Source organism: Flavobacterium sp. LB2P53 (genome assembly GCF_003970305.1).
Classification (GTDB): Bacteria; Bacteroidota; Bacteroidia; order Flavobacteriales; family Flavobacteriaceae; genus Flavobacterium.
On record NZ_RYDG01000001.1, the window covers coordinates 527,327 to 546,565 of the forward strand.

Genomic DNA, 19,239 nt, shown 5'->3' on the forward strand with positions numbered 1-19,239 from the left:
TTTAACTGTTATTTAAAAGTGTTTTAAACTTTGTGTCCAATGCCGTCAATTTGGCTTTAGTTGAGGCTGCTATTTGTCCTGGTCCCGCTGGTGTCAAAATAATGGCGTTGCTTATTTCTTTTATCAGGTCAGAAACTAAAGCCCCAAAATTGGCGCCGCTCTTTTTTAAAGTTACTTTCCCGGTGGTACCATCAACAACAAATTCAAAATCGCCTTTCTTATATTGAATGCTTTCAACGGCATCAACTTTCAAAACTATCAAACCGCTTAAAGCCCCTGTTTGGCTCATTAATATAACCTCACTATCTAGCTTTGGAACAATCAAAAAATGATCATCATCATCTTCCGAAATAGTCGCTTTCAATCGCACGTCAGACAAAACCAACTCACTCAACAAGCGCACAGTACAAGTGTCATTTTCAACCGATACAACGGTTGCAGTAATCGCTAAATTTGGAGCTATTCCTAAAGCTTCAATCAATGCCTTTTTTATTTCTGCAGATGTATCCATTATTTAACTGATAATTTAACTCCTAATTTTACAGTTCTCTTACAACCCGCTTCACTTACAGAAGTAACAACACCCACTACATAATAGGTTCCGTCCTTTTCTGGATAATCTTCATCCTTAATTTTAGCCGAATACGTGGGTTTCACAAATGGAATTAACCAACCGTCAATACTTCCCTCATACATATCAGCAGAACGGCGAATGAGTTCTGCATTGGCTATTTTTGGCAAATCTTGCGGACTCACAGAACCTACTTTTAGCGTTATCTTTTCGCCTCCTGTAGTTCCTGCTGTATAGCTTTCAACTTTCCCTTTTACATTAGTACTTTCAACTATAACCTCGACTTTACGGTCGATGGCTTCTTTATATTCTAATGAACTTTTTTCAACGTTCACCTGCATGGAGTAAATGACTTCACCGCTTTTTTCTAAATAAGGCGGATGAATATGTAACTCCTTTTTATCCGTGTTGAAATAGATGTTGGCTTTCGTTTCCTCGGCCAGTTTTTTTAAAACATCAAATCCAGTGGCTTGATGAATGACAAACTTTTCGTAAGCAATGTCATAATCACAAACTAATTTATAACCTGGATTAATTTGGGAGAGTAAGGATTGTGCAATTTTAGCCATTGTGGTAGGCTTCATTTCGATATCTTTCACGCCTACACGAAACAAAAACAAAGCATCTTCACAAAGAATTTTCAAAGAACTATCGTTAGTTACTATATTTTGAACGAAGCCCACAAACTCCGTTATCAAACCATCATCATAACCCAATTGTATAACGACTTCTGTACCTCGACCTATTCGTTCTCCAATATTCAAAACCCGATTCATTACGGATTCTGGTAGCGTAATAGTGGCCGTATCGACTAAATTGTCTACACTTTCATCAATATCAATGGCTGCAATCGTTTCGAGCCTGTAGGTAACACCCGCATTTTTAAACTTAACACTCCAGTTAATATCAAACATCCTTATTTATTTTCTTCGATAACTAATAGGTTGTAAAAGTCATCACTTGTTAATTTTAAATCATAAGCCTGCACATTTTCACCTTTTGTGAAAGGAAAAGTATAATCCTCAACAACTACTTTTATAATTCCCAGAATTTCTAGTGGAGCACAATAGATGTAAAACTCTTTGTTGTACTTCAGAAATTCAAAAAGACGTTGCATTTGTTCCCTGGGGAAACAATCCTCAAATTTACCCGTGATTATACTTCCCATTAATGCACCCGTAACCGTAATATCAAAATCCTTTCGATTCCATCGTTCCTTAATTGTACCAATTAATGTATCACCTTGTTTTGCAACATTTCTTTTAATTACGGTATTTCCTGAACTTATCGTAATCATTGGTTCGTAAGGAAACAACCATCTTTGACCATTTTCAGTCAAGCTAAAAGACAACGGAAAAAACTGTTGATCTTCTGGAATTGGCAAATCAGTTTGGTTGATTAAGAAAGCAGTATTAAAATTCTCATGTGCAATCACACTTTCATTTTGAAAGGGTAGAAAAGGAATTCTAGGTAAAACATGTTTACTTAATTCATTTTGTACTAATTGTGTACGTTGATACGTTTTAATATTAGCCGTACCCATTAAACTACCGAATAGTATATCTTTATCTGTTAGCATAATTATCCTGTTGCTGTTGTGGCCATTGCCAAAATTCTTAATAATTCGTCAGCCACTTCGCTGCCTGCTTTGTTAGCTGCATCTTTGCCACTTATCACTACATCTTTCAAACCGTTCAGCTCTTTGATGGTGATAGTGATATAATTGTGTTTGGTACCGCCTGTGGCAATGGCTTCGTTTGATTTTTTAGCACTTGCAGAACCTCCCCCCGAACTTCCCGCTCCACCTTTTCCAGCAGTACCAGGAATAGTTCCTGCGTCGGCAATGCCTGCATCATCTGTTTTACTCTCTTTTTTCCATTTTACGGAATCATAAGCCGCTTTAAATTCCATTCCTGCTGCGACTGCAGTAGAAGCAGCCTTTTTATAGCCCGCTTTGATAGATTCTTTCCGAGCTTCAACATCGCTGTTTAGTTTGGATATCTCAGCAGAATTGGCTTTGCTATCGCCAAGACCTGCCATATTTTTAAACTTATACCATGCAATTTGAATCTTATCAATTCCAATCATAATGCCGTTTACCATAGTATTAAATTGTGCTTTAACAGTTTCGACATAAGCCGTAAACAATAATTTTGCACCAGTAACGGTATGTTTCCAGGCATTACCCCAACCTTCTGTTTTTGAAACCACCCAAACAATAGCTGCTGCCAAAGCCATAATTCCAATAACAACCCATATAATAGGATTCATTGCCATTACAGTATTAAATGCAGTTTGAATTCCTGTCCATACTGCAGTAGCGCCAGAAACAGTCCCAGTCCATAATGCCTGTAGTTTTGTCGCACTGGTTACTGTTGAAATAATGGTACCCGCTCCTTGAAAAATGGGCATTAAATTGCTGAAATCTCTAGCAGTGTTTCCAAGAATATTAGTGTAAGCTAATAAACCATTTGAACCATTGAATAAGGATATTTTAAAGTCATCAATTTGAGCCTGTAACTGCTTGTTTTTTTCTGCAGGGGCTTCCATTATAATAGCTGCCTGCTCATAAGCAGTATTAGTTCCACTCACGGCTGTTGTAAGGCGTTCCGCTTCGTTAATACCCGCAATCATAGCTATGGCCGCATTACTATTTTCTTTACCAAAAAGCTTTGTAACCAAAGCTTGATCTGTCATTATGCTTTTTAGCGGTTTTAATCGCTCTGACAACGAAATAGAGTTATCAGTAAGTTTATTAATGTTTACTCCAGCACTGGTTAATTCTGCTTTTACATCTTTTGGTAAAAAACGACCTTGAGCTAATGTTGCCATTACGTTACGCAAAGCAACACCACCTTCAGCTCCTTTTTTTCCGTTTTTATCAAGTACCTGAATAAATGCATTCGTTTCTTCAAAGGAAACATTTGCCGTTTTTGCAGCCAATCCTGATTGTTCTAAGGCTTGAGCAATTTGTGGCAATTCAGCAGAACCTTCTTTAGCAGATGCTGCCATCACATTGTTCATCTTTGCCATTTCTTTGGATGCCTTTATTGGGTCGGCCAAAGAAACTTGGTATTGATTCATCGCTGTGGTAAGAACGTTTGTTGCAGCAACAGTATCGCCACCCATCAATTTACTTGTAATCGATGCTTCTTTACCCATTGCTTTCAAAGCGATAGGGACTTTTCCTATTTCGGGAGACAATTGCGAAAGAATCAACTTGTATGATTCCGCACTATCAGCTGCAGCACCTCCAAACGTTTTGGCGTTCTCGCGTGCATAACCTTCAATTTCTTTTAATTTGCTTCCCGTTACTCCTGTAATTGCGGATAGGTCATAAAGACTTGTACTCAACTTTATCCCTGGATCATTCATTGCTGTCAGTCCATCGGCTGCAGAACTTATATTTTGAATTAAGTTGTTTAACCGTAATCCATTCAACTGCTTTTGAACTTTGTCAATTCCTGTATGTACATTAGTTTGAAACTTATTGAATGAGGAATTTACCTTATCAAAGTTTTCATTAATTTGTATGATATAGGATAAGGTATTGCTCATTTATGCGTTTTCTTTTTTTCGAATGTATTCCAGTTCTTTGTATCGTTGCGCCCACTCTTCGTCTGACAAGTCATCAGGATTGGCTATACTCATGTAATAGCGCAATTGGGCATTTGTGATGCGAAACCAGTCGTTTTCGTCAACAACTGATGACTCTAGTACTTTACCAGCTCCGCTTTTTTAAATTCAATTACTTGGTCTAGTTTTGAAGAGGCAGCAAGAAACAAACTATCATTTGTTAAAATGTCTTCGTCACCACCCAACCAGCAATTTTTTAAAATCACTTCATTAAACTTCATCGGGTCAGAGCCTACTTGTGAGGCAAAGCTTAACGCTTTACGATCAGGTTTTTTTAAATAGCAAACTTTATCCTCGATTACGATTCCAAAAAATTCACCGTGTGTGGCTTTCCATTCTTCTAATTGTTCAGGAGACGCTGTATTGGTTCCTTCTACTACTTTGTATGTTGGTGTGTTCATTTGTTGTTTTTATTAAATAATCCCGATTGCTCGGGATTATTGATTATACATTTTTCATTCCTAATGCTAAGAATGGTAAGGTTACTGGCATAAACTTGTCGCCTTGTTTGGCAGCTTCTTCTGACTCTGTAAAACTTACTCCAGAAATTCTTTTCGTGCGAATCACATCGCCAGATGATGGATTACCATAACAAATAAGCATATCCACTTTAGCGTCCAGAATATTTCCACCTGCAGCATCTTCCAAGGCATCATAACCAGACTTTAGCAATTCAATCTCACCTTCGTAAGCATCATTTCCGCTCTGAATCGCGAATGGCTGACGGCCTTTTGCATATATTGGCTCTTTTTCACGTTTCTTTTTAGCTTTTACAGCGCGAATCGTCAATAAATCAACTCCTCCCAAAATGACAGTTATATCCGCCCACTCGTATTCTCTTGTATTAAACATATTTTCTAAGAGTTAAGGTTATAGCCTATGGTAAATTCTAGATATCTACCGTAGCCTTTTGGTTTCACTTTTACTTTTCCTTTGATGATTCCAGTAGTAGCCACGTTATTAGTAGTATCTACTAAACATTGTACTCCTGTATCATTAGCTTTAGTCTTGTCAACCGAAAGCTCATTTCTTGCACTCATTTCCTGAGCAATCACTCGCTCCATTTCGGCCTCTATGGTTCTGGCGTCAATTGGCGATAGTTTCCCACCATCTAACAAATCGAAATCATCCAAAACATAGTTGGTCAAGACGCCATTTGCTAAAACATAGGCTTTATCAATAACACGTCTACGAGTTAAGAAATGATAATCATCTTCAACCGTACATGCCAAATGATCATCTACAAAATAGTAACCCGATTTCCCTACGTGAGTAGTCAGGGTAATAAGTCCTTTGTCATACAAAGCATCAATATTGACTTGCTCAATTGGTGTGTCCAGGACAAAGAACTCTAAAGGTTTCAATGCGCCATCTCTAACACGACCTACATTTACATGTACTTGGTTCTTAGCGATACGACCTCCTAAAACTCCAACTGCAGCACCTTTGGAAGCTGTTGTACCAGTTCTGGTTTCGGTATCACCAATTAAAACCGCAACACGGTTGTAAGTGGTTGCCGAAAAGCCTATTAGATCGGCAGGAACTCCCGTATAATTGTAGCCTTCGATAACAAAAACAACTGGGTGTATTTTGTTTATAGTGAAATTATCAGCAATATTTTGAGCCGCCGCTAATGTGGCAGGAAAACCCGTTCTTATTCCTGCAGTAACCACCATTTCTGCAACGCTTGGAGCATATTTCAACAACACAAAACGGATTCGTCTGTTTGATGCCATTAATGGAACTTCACTTGCAGCCACTAATTGATCTAAAGTTTGGGTTTTGGCAACGCCATAAATCCAAAGCTCAGTACCGTCTCCCGCTTCAGCATAAAACTCCTTGATGGTTTTGTGCAATTCATAGTTAGAAATTCCACCTATGATGCCCAATTTTTCGGCTTCTTTCAAACTAAACACTGTATAAACAGTATTTAAAGCAAAAGTTCCGTTTGCCACGGCACTTGCCACAATAGAGCAAATTCCATCGGGGCTTGTAGCGACAACACCAAGGTTGCCATTTTCAAAGCCTATACTTACTTTTGGTTTTCCCATTATTCTTGAGTATTAACTCCTTCTTGTGCGCTTGCTTTCGCCGCAACTAACAAAGGAAAGATTGTATCTTGTTTAGCGTTTTCCGCTTCTAATCCTAGTGCTTTAAATAATTTCAAGGCCTCAGGATATTTAGTGGTTTCGGGGTCAAATTCAGCTAAGGACTTCACTAATTCGGCTTTGATTTCCGCTTCCTTTTCGACTTGAGCGGCATCGTCAGCTTCTTTTTGCGCTTGCGTTTCTTTTGCTTTTTCTTCCGCCTCAAACGCTGCCATTTCCTTATCGTCTTCGTTCATTTCTTCCGGATCAACTACCTGTAATTCCTTTTCGTTAAAAACAGGTTCTACGCTTTTATCCTTTAAGGTTTTTGCGTGGTTCTTTGCGTCAGTCTCTTGATAAAATGGCGTTCCGTCCGAAGTGATGTACGCTTTCTTTAAGTCTGGATTTGTTTCAAAAATTTTGTGCATGATTTTATGTGATTTTAGATTTTACAAATAGCCAAACCGCTAATAAAAGCGAAAGCATGGCGAAGATTCGAAATAGTTTAATTTGTGTTTCCTGCCACCAAGTCAGTTTATTTACTTTGACCGGTACCCTGACAACTTCATTACTCGTTTGATGTGTGTTTTTATAATGAGCGAGTAATTCCTGAGCTCGTGCTTCACAGTCAATTTTCAACTGGTTGTTATCTAACCGAACCTTTGGGCTGTTTAATGTGCGCCCTGGTTCGGCTTGAACAACCTGCTTTATAACGACTTTACCGTTTTGACATTCTAATAATGCCTGATAAGAACTGCTGTCTTTTTCTATCTTAAAAATGGTGTCGTGTACCGTTTCTTTGATGGTGATGGTTTGTGATCTGTTTTCAAACGTGGCGGGCTTCGAACTTCCGCAAGAAGCCAGTACCACGAGTGAGAAAAACAACAACACAATGTGTTTTAGTGATTTCATTAATACTCTTTTTTAGCGTCAAACGAAGGACATTCTTTAATGCGCTCCCAACTTTCAATGATTCCGTTTTTGTTCAAATCGGGTGAAAAGTCACGATGTCCTTGAATGATAATTTTGTTTGTGTTTGCGTTTTTCTGTAACCATTGCTGAGCCTCTTTAATACAACTTTTAAGGGCTGTTTTTTGGGCTTCCGTTCGGGTGTCTTTGGCTTTCCAAATTGGTTGTTGCGCCGTTCCCTTATTTTCAACACCTCCTACATAACAGATATTGATTGTTTGCTCGTTGAAACCTAAAACACCGTTTGATGTTTTGCTAAAATCAAGTAGCTTGTGTATTGTTCCATCCACTTCAATTAAGCGGTGGTATCCAGGAGACTTCCATCCTTTGGTTTTCCAAAAAGCCTCTATTGATTCCCGCTTGCCGAAACCAGCCGAACAATGAATAGCGATGTATTTTATTTCTTTAGCCGTTCTCATGCTTTTCCGTTTAACTGTTTGAACTTCTTTATTTCATTGATCAAAGTTTCGTTTGACACCATTAACTCTTGTATGTGCTGACGTAACTGTTTTTTCTCAATATCTTGGCTTTCAATTATTTTATCCCTTTCAGCTACTTTAATATTGAGATTATCGATAATTTCAAGGCATTGATTAATTCTTTTGGTGGCATCGTCTAGTAAGTTTTGATAAAACAAAGCTGACTTAGTCCCATTATCAATCTCAGTGCTTTTGCGACTAAAAAACCAAGTAATCAAAGCGGCAAAAAATGCGGTTAGCGTGGGGTAGATAAATTGTTCCATTAAGGTGTTTTAAAAAAAGGCTACTACATTTTGCAGTAGCCTTTTGTTATAGGTTCTAGTTTTTGGCACTAGTAGATTGATCCAATGAATCTGCTCTCAAACGGCAACGCCATAAAGTAATGACGGTAGTTTAAAAGGTTAGCTTGGTTTCCAGTATCAGTAGATGCTGCAGTAAAATACTGTTTTGTTAAACCAGTTTTCTTTGCAATTCCACCTTTCCAAAAAGCAACAGACCCTTCACGGTCTCCAACTGCTTTAACAGCTCCAAATGCTTTTTTCACACCCGCGCTAGTGTACAAAGGATTTCCGTTATATTGGAACAATTCAAAACCTGCAATCATTGGCGCTGGCATTCCAGTTCTATAATTAACAAGTTGATCCCCAAAGTTTTTACGGTCAATTAGCAAGTCGTTCCAATGCTTAGTTGACAACACGATTCTTCTTTCGGTTGGATCAACTTCATCAGCATCGAATTTATCTTTAAGCGCAACAAGGTCATCATACTGCAAAGTTGCTATGCCTCCAACTGCCGTTCCTGTAGCTGCAATTACTGGTGTAGCTGCTGTTGTAGAAGTTGGCGCAATAGAGTGAATTGCTTTTTTGAACTTTTTAGTTAAAATCGCTCTGACATGACTACGAGTTGTAGCGTCAATTTTATCATAAGCAGAACCTATGATTTGGTCATCTGAAACCGAAGTGGCTTTCGTTTGATACTTGTCAATAGACAATACCACCCCATCATCGGAATACGCTTGAATTGGAATTGGATAAACATTATTGTTTACCAATACATCTGGATTAAAATTCGCACGTGGAATATTAATCACCGTAAGCTCAGATGCAGAACCCTCTTCAAGAACTGTAAAGTCAGCATCAAGTTCTGGAATCCCGTCTAGCCAAGGCGCAACGGATTGGTTGGTTATATTTTGAATAACCCTTTTTACCCAAATTTCTGGAAAATTCATATTTTCTTATTTAATTGATTCTACTAATTTTTTGTACTCATTTGGATTGTCCGCCTTGAATGACAGTTGATCACCAACTGACAACTTTTGGAACTCATCCATAGTTGCTACCGTTGGAGCTCCTCCGGTTCCTCCTGGAACAATTACACCCGCACCCAAATTTTGTTTTGCGGGGATAGAATCCAATGTGGTTTGCAACACTTCAGGTGAAGTAATTCCCAATTGTACAAAGGCTTCTTTTTTGTCTGCAGGGATTTTGCCCTGAGTGATTGCCAAATCAACATTTTGGGTTGCGGCTAATTTTACTGCAGCTTCTTGAGCTTCTTTGGCAGTTTCTGCCGCTAATTTTAGCCCTTGATTTTCGGCTGTCAAGTCGGTTACTTGTTTAGATAAGCCTAATACTTTGGCTTCTACATCAGCAACATCGAGTCCATCCTTTGGCTGGTCTTTAAAGCTTAAAGCCATAAGAGCCGCTACGCTTAAAATGATTTTGTTCATATCTGTTTTTGAGTTTAAATTTTCAGGAATTCCGTTTATTTTTTCGGTTACGGATAAGCAAAGAGATTTTACATCCTCTTCTTTCATGAGTTCGCCATCTACACTATAAATGGCAATTGCTCCTTTATTTGATGGTACTGGAATAATAGAACCTTCCGCTAATTCACATTCCATCATGATGAGGCGGTCGCCTACTTTTTGAACACTATCCCAATTAGGAATAATACCCATCGAGCAACCTTTTAAATAGCCACGATCTACTTTACCGGCTACGTCTTTACCTAGATTCGTTTCTTCATCGAAATGGGGTTTTAGTTTTAATAGTCCGTTTTCTTTCAAGGAGTCAGACCAGTTCCCAATAACATTTTCATTCGAGTTTATATGGTTGTTCAACATGACTGGATTATCATTGAAGCGATCCATTTTAATTCCCAAAGTATTAATGTAAAAACCATAAGAGTTTCTCACATTTTCGTCATTAAAAACAAAGTATTCTGGTCTGGCCATTTGTAGGTGTTTTGGTCGGCAGTTCTTGCCTTTTGAGATGACAAAGATTAGTCAAACACAACTCTCAAAAAAACAACAGCACAGTAACCGAACACTTGTGTTTGAGAACCTTACAGAGTTGTAAAGCAAGTAAACAGTAATTTTTTTAAAAGCCTCTTATCTGTCAACTTTGCTATTAAATACGCAAATATGGGAGTCAAAAAACAGGTTGAACATGACCTAGCAAAAAGGTATTACATTAATGACGGGCTCAGCCAAAAGGAAATTGCCGAACGTTTAAAGCTTACTGAGAAAACGGTTGGCACTTGGGTAAAAAAAGGAGATTGGGACAAAGAGAAAGTATCGTTATTAGTAACTAAGGACAGTCAAATCACTGCATTATATGGTCAATTACAAGCCGTAAATGATGAGATAAAGACACGCCCGGTTGTTCGTGATATTCCCAACTTTATGTTGAAACCTATAAAACTAAAAGATAGCTACGGGGACGAAAAACTAGAGTATCCTGTATATAAAGCTGAAGACTACCCCATTTTGATTGGAAACTTTCCAAATTCAAAAGACACGGATATGATCTCGAAGTTGACCACCGCTATTAAGCGATTGGAAACGGAGACGAATATTGGTGAAACCATATCAGTTGCTAAAAATCTAGTTCTTTTTATTAGAAGTATTGATTCTGCCTTTGCTAATCAGTTAACGACCTATTGTGATGCCTTTATCAAACAAAAAATGAGCGATGGCACTAAGTAGAAAAGATAAAGAACAAATTTTAGCTTGGGATGCCTTTGTAGTCAATCAATACAGAGCAACGCCCGTAGATTTGAATGAAACGGCAACCGAAAAACTAAAAAGGATTGCGCATTTAGAAAAGCATCCAGAGGAATGGTACAAGTACTATTTCCCAAATTTCTATACCTCAGAGCCAGCAACTTTTCACAAAAAGGCAACTAAGCGAGTTCTGGACAATCCCGAATGGTATGAGGTGCGTTCCTGGGCTAGAGATTTATCTAAGTCTGGTCGAACCATGATGGACGTTCTTTTGTTAACAATGACGGGTAAAAAAAAGACTATAATTTTAGTTTCTGCCACTTATGATGATGCCGAAAGGCTTTTAAAGCCCTACAAAACGATATTCGAAGTTAATGACCGTTTAAAAAACGACTATGGAGTACAGGAGGCTTTAAGTGGTTGGGCTGAAGGTGATTTTACGACTAAGAAAGGCGTTTCATTTAGAGCCGTTGGTGCGGGACAATCCCCTCGTGGAACTCGTAACGATGCAGCACGTCCAGACTTGATATTGATTGATGATATTGACACGGATGTCGATTGTAATAATCCTGAAACCATTGAAAAAAAATACCAATGGATTGAAACTGCCTTAATTCCAACCCGTTCCATTTCGGTGCCGTTATTAATTATTGCCTGTGGTAATATCATTGCTAAATATTGCTGCATTACTGAAATGGCAAAAAAAGCCAACATTCACGATATCGTAAACATTCGAGACGAAAAAGGAGTATCTACATGGCCACAACGTAATACAGAGGCGTTGATTAATTTGGCTTTTAGAACAATGACCACGAGTGCCATTCAAAAAGAGTATTTCAACAATCCCATTCGTGTTGGTAAATTATTCAAAAAAGTACATTGGGCTAAATGTCCACCGCTTCGAGCTTGTGAACATGTGTTAGTTTATTCTGACCCAGCCACGAGTAATAAAGACAATAAAAATAGCTCTCGAAAATTCACTGGTGTTATTGGGTACCGACAAGGAAACTTTTATTTATACAAGGTTTGGCTTGATAACATGACCCAACAGACATTTGTTAAAAATCTATACCATGCACACGATTGGGTGAAGAGTAAAAAGGTGGACACCTTCAAAACTTGGATTGAAAACAACTCATTACAAGACCCTTTTTGGGAACAAGTTCTAAAACCTTTAATAAAAACAGTCGCTAAGCTATTAAATAGAATCCCGCTGTTTATGTCATTAGACAGAAGGAAAAAAGATGATAAATACACTCGTGTAGAGGGAACTTTAGAACCGATACACAAAGAGGGCTGTCTGTATTTCAACATTGACGAAATAGACAACCCGAGTATGAAAACAATGGCGGAGGAATTTCTAGGAGTAGCACCCAATTCAAAAATGATGGACGGCCCCGATGGATTAGAAGGTGGAGTTTGGATTATTCAAAACATAGCGAGCAAAGAAAATTCACAGTATGTAGTAGGACACATTAACAATCGTAAATATTAGAATTATGAGAAAAGTAATTTATCAAGTAGGTGTTGACTTTTTAGGCTTTCCGGTTTATGTGGAACATTATATATACCAGGACAAATTAAAAGATGTTCAACACGGAAAAAAGAACCATTGGGTGCGGGTCGTTGAAAAAATAATAAAACAGCATTAATATGTTTATAAATAAAGAAGATTTAGGCAGTGTGATCTATAATTACCAGCTAGACCAAATCACAGAAGGCAATGATGATTTAGTCGCTCAAGCCTGTAACGCTGCTATAGAGGAAGCTAGAAGTTATTTAACCCCAAATACTGACAACAAAAAATGGTTGGATGGTAGATTATTGTATGATGTAGAGAACATTTTTAATAAAGTAGGGAACGACCGCCACTCCTTAGTTGTACAACATTGTTGCACCCTGGCAAAGTGGTATGTAGCAGAATTATGCAATGCCGACTTTATCTATGAAAAAGCAAAAGACCGTTATGACCGAGCCACCAGTTGGTTCACAAAAGTGGCCACGGGAACGATCAACGTTTCCTCATTACCACAATTGGTAAGAGACGAAACAACAGCAGGCGACAAACAACCTTTTGAATTTGGTTCAAGAGCAAAATTTAATCACGATTATTAAGATGGGAAAAATTACAGATTTTATAAAAAACCCGTTTGGGCAAAAGCCTGAAACGGTAAACCTTGGAGTAAGTGGTAGCACTAAGCCAGGGAATAGTTACATTCAGAATATTGTACCGAAAACCATTAGTCAAACAAGACAGGACATTAAGATCTGGACTAATGCTCAAAATATGGCAATGGTAGAAGAGAATCCAAAATTCTTTCCTATCCAAAACCTGTATGATAACATTATGAAAGATTTACACCTCCAGTCTCAGGTCAATAATAGAATGCTTAAATCATTGAGCCGTCCCTTTAGTATCAAAAATGCCGATGGAAAAACCAATGATGATTTAACGACATTGCTCCAGGACAAAGGTTTTGTTTTTCAAATCAATAAAGCAATTTTAGAAACAGTGTATAGACGTCATTCGTTGGGTGAGTTCTCGTATAAACTCGTAAACAATGAGCCTGTTTTAACCTTTGACACTATACCACGTCAAAATGTTGACCCAGTAACCGGCTATATTTATTATGACTATACCGATGATAAAAAAATCAAGTATAGAGAACAAAAAGAATACGGTTCTTGGCTAATTGAATTTGGCGAAAAGAACACCACTTTAGGCTTATTGGATGGTTGTGTACCAATGGTATTATTCAAACGCTTTGGCGGTAGTTGTTGGAGTGAATTGTGTGAGATTTACGGAATCCCGCCACGAGTTATGAAAACGAATACTCAAGATCGAGTAATGGTCAATCGTGCCAAACAAATGATGGCTGATATGGGTTCAGCTGCTTACTTTATTATTGACGATTCTGAAAGCTTTGAGTTTGCCAAAGGTGTGAATACTAATGGAGACGTATATTCTAACTTATTGCAGTATTGTAACAATGAGTTATCAATGGGAGTTTCTGGAACCGTTGTAGGTCAAGACACTAAAAACGGTTCAAACGGCAAAGAAAAAACCTCAATTGGAATTCTTGACGACCTTGTAGATAGTGATTTATCGTTAATAGAACAATGCTGGCGTGATACAGTGATTCCTGCTTTGCAAGTGTTAGGGATTCTACCTCCAGGTGTATTGTATAAATATGATGCAACCGAAGACTTAGGCGTACTTTGGAAAATGGTAACGGAGGCGGCTAACTTTTTAGAAATTGACCCTAAATGGGTAGAAGAAAAATTTGGCATCAAAGTAATAGGGACTAAAACGACAGCGGCACCAGCCAACTTATCACTTAATCTAGGTGACGGTTTTTTCGTCTAAGCCCTGAATATTTTGGGGCATTGCATTTGCGAATTTCCAATTTGTACGATTGTGGTTGTGAAGACTGCAAGTCAAAATCTGGGCACTTGAATTTAGCCATTAATGACTCGTTTAAAAACCTTTTAAACACAGGTAAAACGGCCTTTGAACGTTTGCACGAGATTGGTAGTTACAGACCTGAAGACTTACAAAAAGAGAAAGCCTATAAAGATTTGATGAATCAAACATTTGATGCTTTCAATTTTGCCATTACTGACAATGATATGCCGGAAGTGATGCGAAATGCACTACAGGATAACGCTCGCTTATTTGGCGGTCTAAAAACAAACGCCCAACTTTTTGAAGCTTCAAAACTATTGTTAGATAAAAACGGAAATTTGAAACCTTTCAGTCAATTGTCGCATGAGTATGACAAACTGAATATAACCTACAACAAGAACTATTTAGAAGCTGAATATGAGTTTGCTGTTGGTTCATCACAAATGGCGACCAAGTGGAATGAGTTTGGCGATAATGATCGTTATGAGTTGCAATACCGTACAGCGGGAGACAACCGAGTGCGTGCGGAACACGATGCATTAAGAGATATAACTTTACCAAAGTCTGATCCGTTTTGGAACTCATACACACCACCGAATGGTTGGAATTGTCGTTGTACTGTGGTAGAAGTCTTAAAAGACAAATATCCAACTAGCGACAGCGAAAAAGCAATTGCTTCAGGTGAAAAAGCCACAAGCCAAATAGGCAAGGACGGCAAGAACCGTTTAGAAATTTTTAGATTTAATCCTGGTGCAGAAAAGGTAGTTTTTCCTCCAGCGCATCCTTACGGAAAAGTGAAGGGTGCAAAAGAGGTAGAAAAAAATATCAAAATAAATAAGAAGTCTTTTCAAATTACTGAGGATGCAATAAAAGATTTAAGAACTAGAAATATTGAAATTGACTATTCTAGTAAAGGTCTTGATTTTTTTAATTCTAATTTTAAGGGCTTTGATTTTAGTGAATTTGACAATTCAATGTCTCAAATAGCTAAAGATAACAAGCTTGTATTTTCATCAAAAAAAATAAGTCTACAGGATGATTACTTTATCACTACTCATAGAACTGATGACGGGTTTTACTTAAGTAGAAAGTATTATTTTAAAGAAGGTATAAAAACTGTTTATCATGATTATTTTAAAGTTCCATCAAGCCTGCAAGGCAATGGAATTTCTAAAAAAGTATTTCAGTCATTATATCAACAATATAAAAACGCAAAAATTGCGCAAATTGAGGTTTTCGCTAATATAGATATCGGGGGCTATACTTGGGGCAAATATGGCTTTGCTTGTAATTCAGCAACAGACATGATTACGATTAAAAGAAAAGCGAAAAGACTTTACGAAAGTGGACAACTAAATGAAGTTCAGTTTAAAGATTTTAGTACAAAAACAAAAAAGGGAAGTAATGGACTGTACCCCATGTACAAGGTAGCTTATACAAATTATGGTAAAAAAGTTTTGTTAGGAGAAAATTGGCATGGTATACTTAATCTAAAAAGCAGGGTGCAAAGAGCAATTTTTGAGGAATATTTACTTGGTAAGTAACTTAAATTCGTCTTCAAAACTTTTGATTTGTACTTCGGTAAGTTCATATAAAGAAGTGATTTCTTCATAGCTATAACCAAGCTCTTTCATGTCAGTTAGTGCCATAAAAGCAGTTAATTTAATATTAGCTTGAGTACTAATATTAAACTCAGAGTGCATTTGTGTAGTTAATTCTTCTTTTGACATAAGTACAAAATTAGTAAATGTTATTTGAATAACAATGATTTAAGTGTAAAATAAGTATGCAAGACTTTATAAAAAACATTCTCTCAGATGTACGCATTGAGCTAACAGACGAATTCGACAGAAATTTTGAGCGAAAAGCCTTCTTTGATAAAGCTTGGGAAAATTCAAAAATCCCAAACCATAAAGGAAGCCTTATGATGCGTACTGGTAAATTGAGACGTTCCATACGATCAAAACAATCTAATAATGATATTACCTGGTCCAGTAGTTTGCCTTATGCAAGCCTACAAAATGAGGGCGGTGAAATTATTGTAACCGAAAGAATGAAACGCTTCTTTTGGGCGATGTTTTTCAAAAGTGATGGAGCTATCACAATGAAAAGAGATAAAGACCAGCAAGTTGTGAATAGAGATACGGCTAGAAACAAAAGATTGACAGGCGAAGCGGCAATGTGGAGAGCCTTAGCCCTGCAAAAAGTAGGTGCTAAAATGAAAGTCAAACAACGGCAGTTTATTGGTGATCATCCACAACTGCGCCAACGGGTTGAGCAAGTAGTTGACCGCAACATGAAAGATTTAGAAAAAGAAATATTTAACAAACTCAAACGATGAGCAAGATAGTATTAGAAAGTATTCAAAGTAGTTTAAGCACTATTCCTGGAATGAAATATGTAGATGAAGATTGGGGACAACTCGATGATTATTCGCCCAATCCGCCCACGCAATTTCCTTTGGCGTTGATAGATATTGGAGCGCTGCAGTATAGTGATATTGGAAAAGATAAAACGGCCACACCTCAAAATCGCCAAATGGCCACAGGTACTATTGTGATAAGTATTGCTAATCTCAAACTAACTAATACAAGTGCGAGGGCCCCACAACCACAAAAGGATAAAGCTTGGGCTATTTGGGACATCGTACAAAGTGTTCATGCAAAACTGCACGGTGTAGTTGTTGGTGGTTCTGCAGGTGCTATGATGCGCACCGCCATGAGAAAAGTGAAAAGGGATGATGGTATTCAGGAGTACGAAGTGACTTATACTATAGGAATGACAAATGTTTAATTAAACAATCTTGTTTGAATAGCTATTAAATCCTCGATCTTTTTAAGTTCAGAAGTGACTGGAGTACAAAGCACTTCGTAAAGTGTTGTTCTTGAAATGGGATAAATTGGGCAAATGTATTTGCGCCATACAACTGTTGTGGGAATATCCTCAGTCTTGTGTTTTTGGTACAGCTCTTTGATAAGTCTGTAACGTAACAGCTTATTGCGTTGAATACCAAGACTACGATTTAGGGATACAGACATATAAGCAAATGTAAATAGTTTTTATCTATTGTGCAACACAACTTTATATAAAAAAACCCGATTTTTATGTCGGGTTTAGGATTTACTTTTTTTTATTAATCCCGTAGGTTGTTTCATAATTTGGATTCATATTTCCTTTACCTATTTTTATTTTATAAAGTCTTGGAGTAACGCCTGAAATGGTTATATAATCGCCTAAAAGTTCTTTAAAAGCAATATCTCCTTGCTTATAACCGCCAATTTTCACTGTTCGTGGCCAATAGTTTAAAAATAATTCAACAATTAAATGTGGAGTTCCAGTAATTTCAACTGAGTTTATAATCATCACTTCATCAGCATCATAAGCCCCAATAATATCCGTTCTTTTTGTAACCAAATATTTTACTGTTAGATATTCATTACCATTTGAAACTTTGGGAATAAAAGTTTCTGTAACATCTGTAGCCCCAATTTTAAAAGATTTTGAAGCCATTCCCATATCCGACTGTAAATAACTACTTAATTGCGGTCCCGAATAGTTAAAATCCATCTTCCGGAAAAGTGCTAGATTCCTGTTGGTTTTAGAAAAAGCGTATAAGCTTCGTTGCAATACATCATAAGGATTCTCTTTTTCTGAAGAAACTACAACGGGTTTACTTTTAGCAATATTTTCTATACTATCCTGCCTTTTTTTCTCAAGTACGAATTTTTTAATTCTAATGCTTTCAATACTGTCCTTTACTCTTTTTTTACTCTCTACAACTTGATTTTTATAGCACAGTTGGGCTTGCCACCATTTTTCATAACAATCAATACAAACAATCTCGTTTGCTTTTTTTTGTTCCTTCTCTGATAGTTTACTTAAAGGATCTTTTATGAGCTGAATGTATGGGTCATTTATTTCTATATTATTGGAATTCAATTTAGATTGATTCCCTTCTAAAAAGTGCTCTACTAATTTAACCTTAGTAGCAACTTCGCTACTTACCGATACAAGTTTCTTAAAATTCGCATCAGATATTTTATATTGTTCTTGCGAATAGGCAAAACAACAAAACAGCAATAAAATCAACAATTTTTTCATAATTTAATTTTTTAATTATATTCAAATGTAGTAATAATATTAATATTTCAAATCGGTCCAGAGAAGACTTTTACCTTACAAATATTTATTAAAGCTAAAAAAAGCAGCAAGTTACTATTGTTCACAAGCTGCTTATAAACGATTATCACCCCTGATAGCATATTTTATATTATATTATCGTTTTGGGTTTTGCTATTTTACCTCATGATATTGTTGTTTTATTTAATTAAAATTAGGAAATGTTTAAATATCCTTTGTTTTACTGCGTCGGGATATTTTATCGATTATAACTTGCGCTAGTCGCCATTGAAAAAACGGCGGCTAGCTTAACAGTTATAATCGTTTACTTACTCGTTTTTTTAGTAGCTAAATCTTTTAACATTGGATTAAAAACCCTGCCCACTTTCATTGCTATTTGAGGGCGTTCGTCTTCGTAACGTTTCTTATTGATGTAAGTAGCGAGGTGTAATTTACCAATGCCCGGGTTTTTCTTTAAGTGATCGAGATAAAACGGAATCTCAGTAAAGCACTTTATTATTTCGGCGGGCTTTAGCTTTTTAAATTGCTTTTCGGCGTCTTGGCGGCTTACTTTGTAGTCGAACAAGTTCCAGAGAGCATCAAAGGATAAATCAGCGGGTGATACTGTGACTAGGAATACTTTGGTATATTTTTCGTCTTTCATCCAGATGTTTATCATTATTTTTTCTTCATCTGGAAATCTTGGTTCTAGCTGTGCTAATAACTGTTTTGCATTCTCAAACTTTACTCCTTCGGGCAAATACCCAGTTAGCAACCAATGTCGTTGTTCTTTGTTTAAAACTCCCTCACATATTTCAAATAGCTTTAAATTGCCGTTTAAATCGTATTTAAAGAGGAATACTAATCCTATTTCTTTGCCCTGTGCGCGGTCAATGTCATTAAGTTAAGGAATTTTATATTGCATCTTTTTGATTTTTAAGCACTAAAGGTCGAATTCGATTTCTATA

At 37.1% G+C, this 19,239-nt stretch carries 25 protein-coding genes; 8 read left to right on the top strand and 17 right to left on the bottom strand.

The features are described 5' to 3' along the window. Position 1 precedes the first annotated feature (1 nt). From EKL95_RS02380 to EKL95_RS02440, 13 genes are all read right to left on the bottom strand, one after another. The gene (locus EKL95_RS02380; RefSeq protein WP_126563455.1) at positions 2 to 511 is read right to left on the bottom strand and encodes a hypothetical protein; all 510 of its coding nucleotides are present in this window, start codon (positions 509 to 511) and stop codon (positions 2 to 4) included. Then, the gene (locus tag EKL95_RS02385; RefSeq protein WP_126563456.1) at positions 511 to 1,485 is read right to left on the bottom strand and encodes a hypothetical protein; all 975 of its coding nucleotides are present in this window, start codon (positions 1,483 to 1,485) and stop codon (positions 511 to 513) included. Before EKL95_RS02385 ends, EKL95_RS02380 begins: the two co-directional genes overlap by 1 nt. A gap of 2 nt (positions 1,486 to 1,487) precedes the next feature. Further along, a complete protein-coding gene (locus tag EKL95_RS02390) occupies positions 1,488 to 2,150 on the bottom strand; it encodes a DUF6046 domain-containing protein (protein ID WP_126563457.1) in 663 nt (220 codons plus the stop codon). A 2-nt stretch (positions 2,151 to 2,152) separates the two neighbouring features. Next, entirely contained in the window at positions 2,153 to 4,129 is a 1,977-nt protein-coding gene (locus EKL95_RS02395; protein WP_126563458.1) for a phage tail tape measure protein, read from the bottom strand. A gap of 155 nt (positions 4,130 to 4,284) precedes the next feature. Next, positions 4,285 to 4,608 carry a hypothetical protein gene (locus EKL95_RS02400; RefSeq protein ID WP_126563459.1) on the bottom strand — a complete coding sequence of 108 codons (324 nt, stop codon included), beginning with the start codon at positions 4,606 to 4,608 and terminating at the stop codon, positions 4,285 to 4,287. Between the two features lie 43 nt (positions 4,609 to 4,651). Continuing rightward, the gene (locus EKL95_RS02405) at positions 4,652 to 5,059 is read right to left on the bottom strand and encodes a hypothetical protein (protein ID WP_126563460.1); all 408 of its coding nucleotides are present in this window, start codon (positions 5,057 to 5,059) and stop codon (positions 4,652 to 4,654) included. Between the two features lie 5 nt (positions 5,060 to 5,064). Next, positions 5,065 to 6,258 carry a DUF2586 family protein gene (locus EKL95_RS02410; protein WP_126563461.1) on the bottom strand — a complete coding sequence of 398 codons (1,194 nt, stop codon included), beginning with the start codon at positions 6,256 to 6,258 and terminating at the stop codon, positions 5,065 to 5,067. Then, positions 6,258 to 6,722, bottom strand: a complete 465-nt coding sequence (locus EKL95_RS02415) for a hypothetical protein (RefSeq protein WP_126563462.1) — start codon at positions 6,720 to 6,722, stop codon at positions 6,258 to 6,260. The genes EKL95_RS02410 and EKL95_RS02415 overlap by 1 nt, the downstream gene beginning before the upstream one ends. A gap of 4 nt (positions 6,723 to 6,726) precedes the next feature. Then, entirely contained in the window at positions 6,727 to 7,206 is a 480-nt protein-coding gene (locus EKL95_RS02420) for a hypothetical protein (protein ID WP_126563463.1), read from the bottom strand. Then, positions 7,206 to 7,682, bottom strand: a complete 477-nt coding sequence (locus EKL95_RS02425; protein ID WP_126563464.1) for an N-acetylmuramoyl-L-alanine amidase — start codon at positions 7,680 to 7,682, stop codon at positions 7,206 to 7,208. Before EKL95_RS02425 ends, EKL95_RS02420 begins: the two co-directional genes overlap by 1 nt. Then, a complete protein-coding gene (locus EKL95_RS02430; RefSeq protein ID WP_126563465.1) occupies positions 7,679 to 8,005 on the bottom strand; it encodes a hypothetical protein in 327 nt (108 codons plus the stop codon). The genes EKL95_RS02425 and EKL95_RS02430 overlap by 4 nt, the downstream gene beginning before the upstream one ends. 68 nt (positions 8,006 to 8,073) lie before the next feature. After that, positions 8,074 to 8,970 (bottom strand): hypothetical protein, encoded by an 897-nt coding sequence (locus tag EKL95_RS02435; RefSeq protein ID WP_126563466.1) that lies wholly within the window; start codon positions 8,968 to 8,970, stop codon positions 8,074 to 8,076. Positions 8,971 to 8,976: 6 nt separating this feature from the next. Next, positions 8,977 to 9,975: an HK97 family phage prohead protease gene (locus EKL95_RS02440; RefSeq protein ID WP_126563467.1), complete on the bottom strand. Its 999-nt coding sequence runs from the start codon at positions 9,973 to 9,975 to the stop codon at positions 8,977 to 8,979. A gap of 189 nt (positions 9,976 to 10,164) precedes the next feature. Here EKL95_RS02440 and EKL95_RS02445 point away from each other — a divergent pair, with 189 nt between their 5' ends. The 6 genes from EKL95_RS02445 to EKL95_RS02465 all read left to right on the top strand — a co-directional run bounded on the left by EKL95_RS02445 (position 10,165) and on the right by EKL95_RS02465 (position 15,696). Then, entirely contained in the window at positions 10,165 to 10,728 is a 564-nt protein-coding gene (locus tag EKL95_RS02445) for a terminase gpP N-terminus-related DNA-binding protein (RefSeq protein ID WP_126563468.1), read from the top strand. Further along, a complete protein-coding gene (locus EKL95_RS02450) occupies positions 10,715 to 12,241 on the top strand; it encodes a hypothetical protein (protein ID WP_126563469.1) in 1,527 nt (508 codons plus the stop codon). The genes EKL95_RS02445 and EKL95_RS02450 overlap by 14 nt, the downstream gene beginning before the upstream one ends. A gap of 4 nt (positions 12,242 to 12,245) precedes the next feature. After that, positions 12,246 to 12,398: a hypothetical protein gene (locus EKL95_RS14865; RefSeq protein WP_158614836.1), complete on the top strand. Its 153-nt coding sequence runs from the start codon at positions 12,246 to 12,248 to the stop codon at positions 12,396 to 12,398. A gap of 1 nt (position 12,399) precedes the next feature. Then, positions 12,400 to 12,861, top strand: coding sequence for a phage protein Gp36 family protein (locus EKL95_RS02455; protein WP_126563470.1), 462 nt, complete (start codon positions 12,400 to 12,402; stop codon positions 12,859 to 12,861). 1 nt (position 12,862) lies between these two features. After that, positions 12,863 to 14,113: a DUF935 family protein gene (locus tag EKL95_RS02460; RefSeq protein WP_126563471.1), complete on the top strand. Its 1,251-nt coding sequence runs from the start codon at positions 12,863 to 12,865 to the stop codon at positions 14,111 to 14,113. A gap of 86 nt (positions 14,114 to 14,199) precedes the next feature. After that, positions 14,200 to 15,696 carry a phage minor head protein gene (locus EKL95_RS02465; RefSeq protein WP_126563472.1) on the top strand — a complete coding sequence of 499 codons (1,497 nt, stop codon included), beginning with the start codon at positions 14,200 to 14,202 and terminating at the stop codon, positions 15,694 to 15,696. Here EKL95_RS02465 and EKL95_RS02470 read toward each other — a convergent pair. Next, positions 15,682 to 15,882, bottom strand: coding sequence for a hypothetical protein (locus tag EKL95_RS02470; protein WP_126563473.1), 201 nt, complete (start codon positions 15,880 to 15,882; stop codon positions 15,682 to 15,684). The genes EKL95_RS02465 and EKL95_RS02470 overlap by 15 nt on opposite strands. A gap of 56 nt (positions 15,883 to 15,938) precedes the next feature. On the opposite strand from EKL95_RS02470, the gene EKL95_RS02475 reads away from it, so the two are divergent. Both EKL95_RS02475 and EKL95_RS02480 read left to right on the top strand, forming a co-directional pair. Further along, positions 15,939 to 16,493, top strand: a complete 555-nt coding sequence (locus tag EKL95_RS02475; protein WP_126563474.1) for a hypothetical protein — start codon at positions 15,939 to 15,941, stop codon at positions 16,491 to 16,493. Beyond that, complete coding sequence (locus EKL95_RS02480; RefSeq protein WP_126563475.1) at positions 16,490 to 16,945, top strand: hypothetical protein; 456 nt, start codon at positions 16,490 to 16,492, stop codon at positions 16,943 to 16,945. Before EKL95_RS02475 ends, EKL95_RS02480 begins: the two co-directional genes overlap by 4 nt. Here the strand turns inward: EKL95_RS02480 and EKL95_RS02485 are convergent. The 3 genes from EKL95_RS02485 to EKL95_RS02495 all read right to left on the bottom strand — a co-directional run bounded on the left by EKL95_RS02485 (position 16,942) and on the right by EKL95_RS02495 (position 18,950). After that, positions 16,942 to 17,190, bottom strand: coding sequence for a hypothetical protein (locus EKL95_RS02485; protein WP_126563476.1), 249 nt, complete (start codon positions 17,188 to 17,190; stop codon positions 16,942 to 16,944). The two genes, EKL95_RS02480 and EKL95_RS02485, sit on opposite strands and share 4 nt — an antisense overlap. Positions 17,191 to 17,272: 82 nt before the next feature. After that, positions 17,273 to 18,253, bottom strand: a complete 981-nt coding sequence (locus tag EKL95_RS02490) for a hypothetical protein (RefSeq protein WP_126563477.1) — start codon at positions 18,251 to 18,253, stop codon at positions 17,273 to 17,275. A 343-nt stretch (positions 18,254 to 18,596) separates the two neighbouring features. Then, positions 18,597 to 18,950, bottom strand: coding sequence for a hypothetical protein (locus EKL95_RS02495; RefSeq protein ID WP_148103988.1), 354 nt, complete (start codon positions 18,948 to 18,950; stop codon positions 18,597 to 18,599). Positions 18,951 to 19,239: the final 289 nt, after the last annotated feature.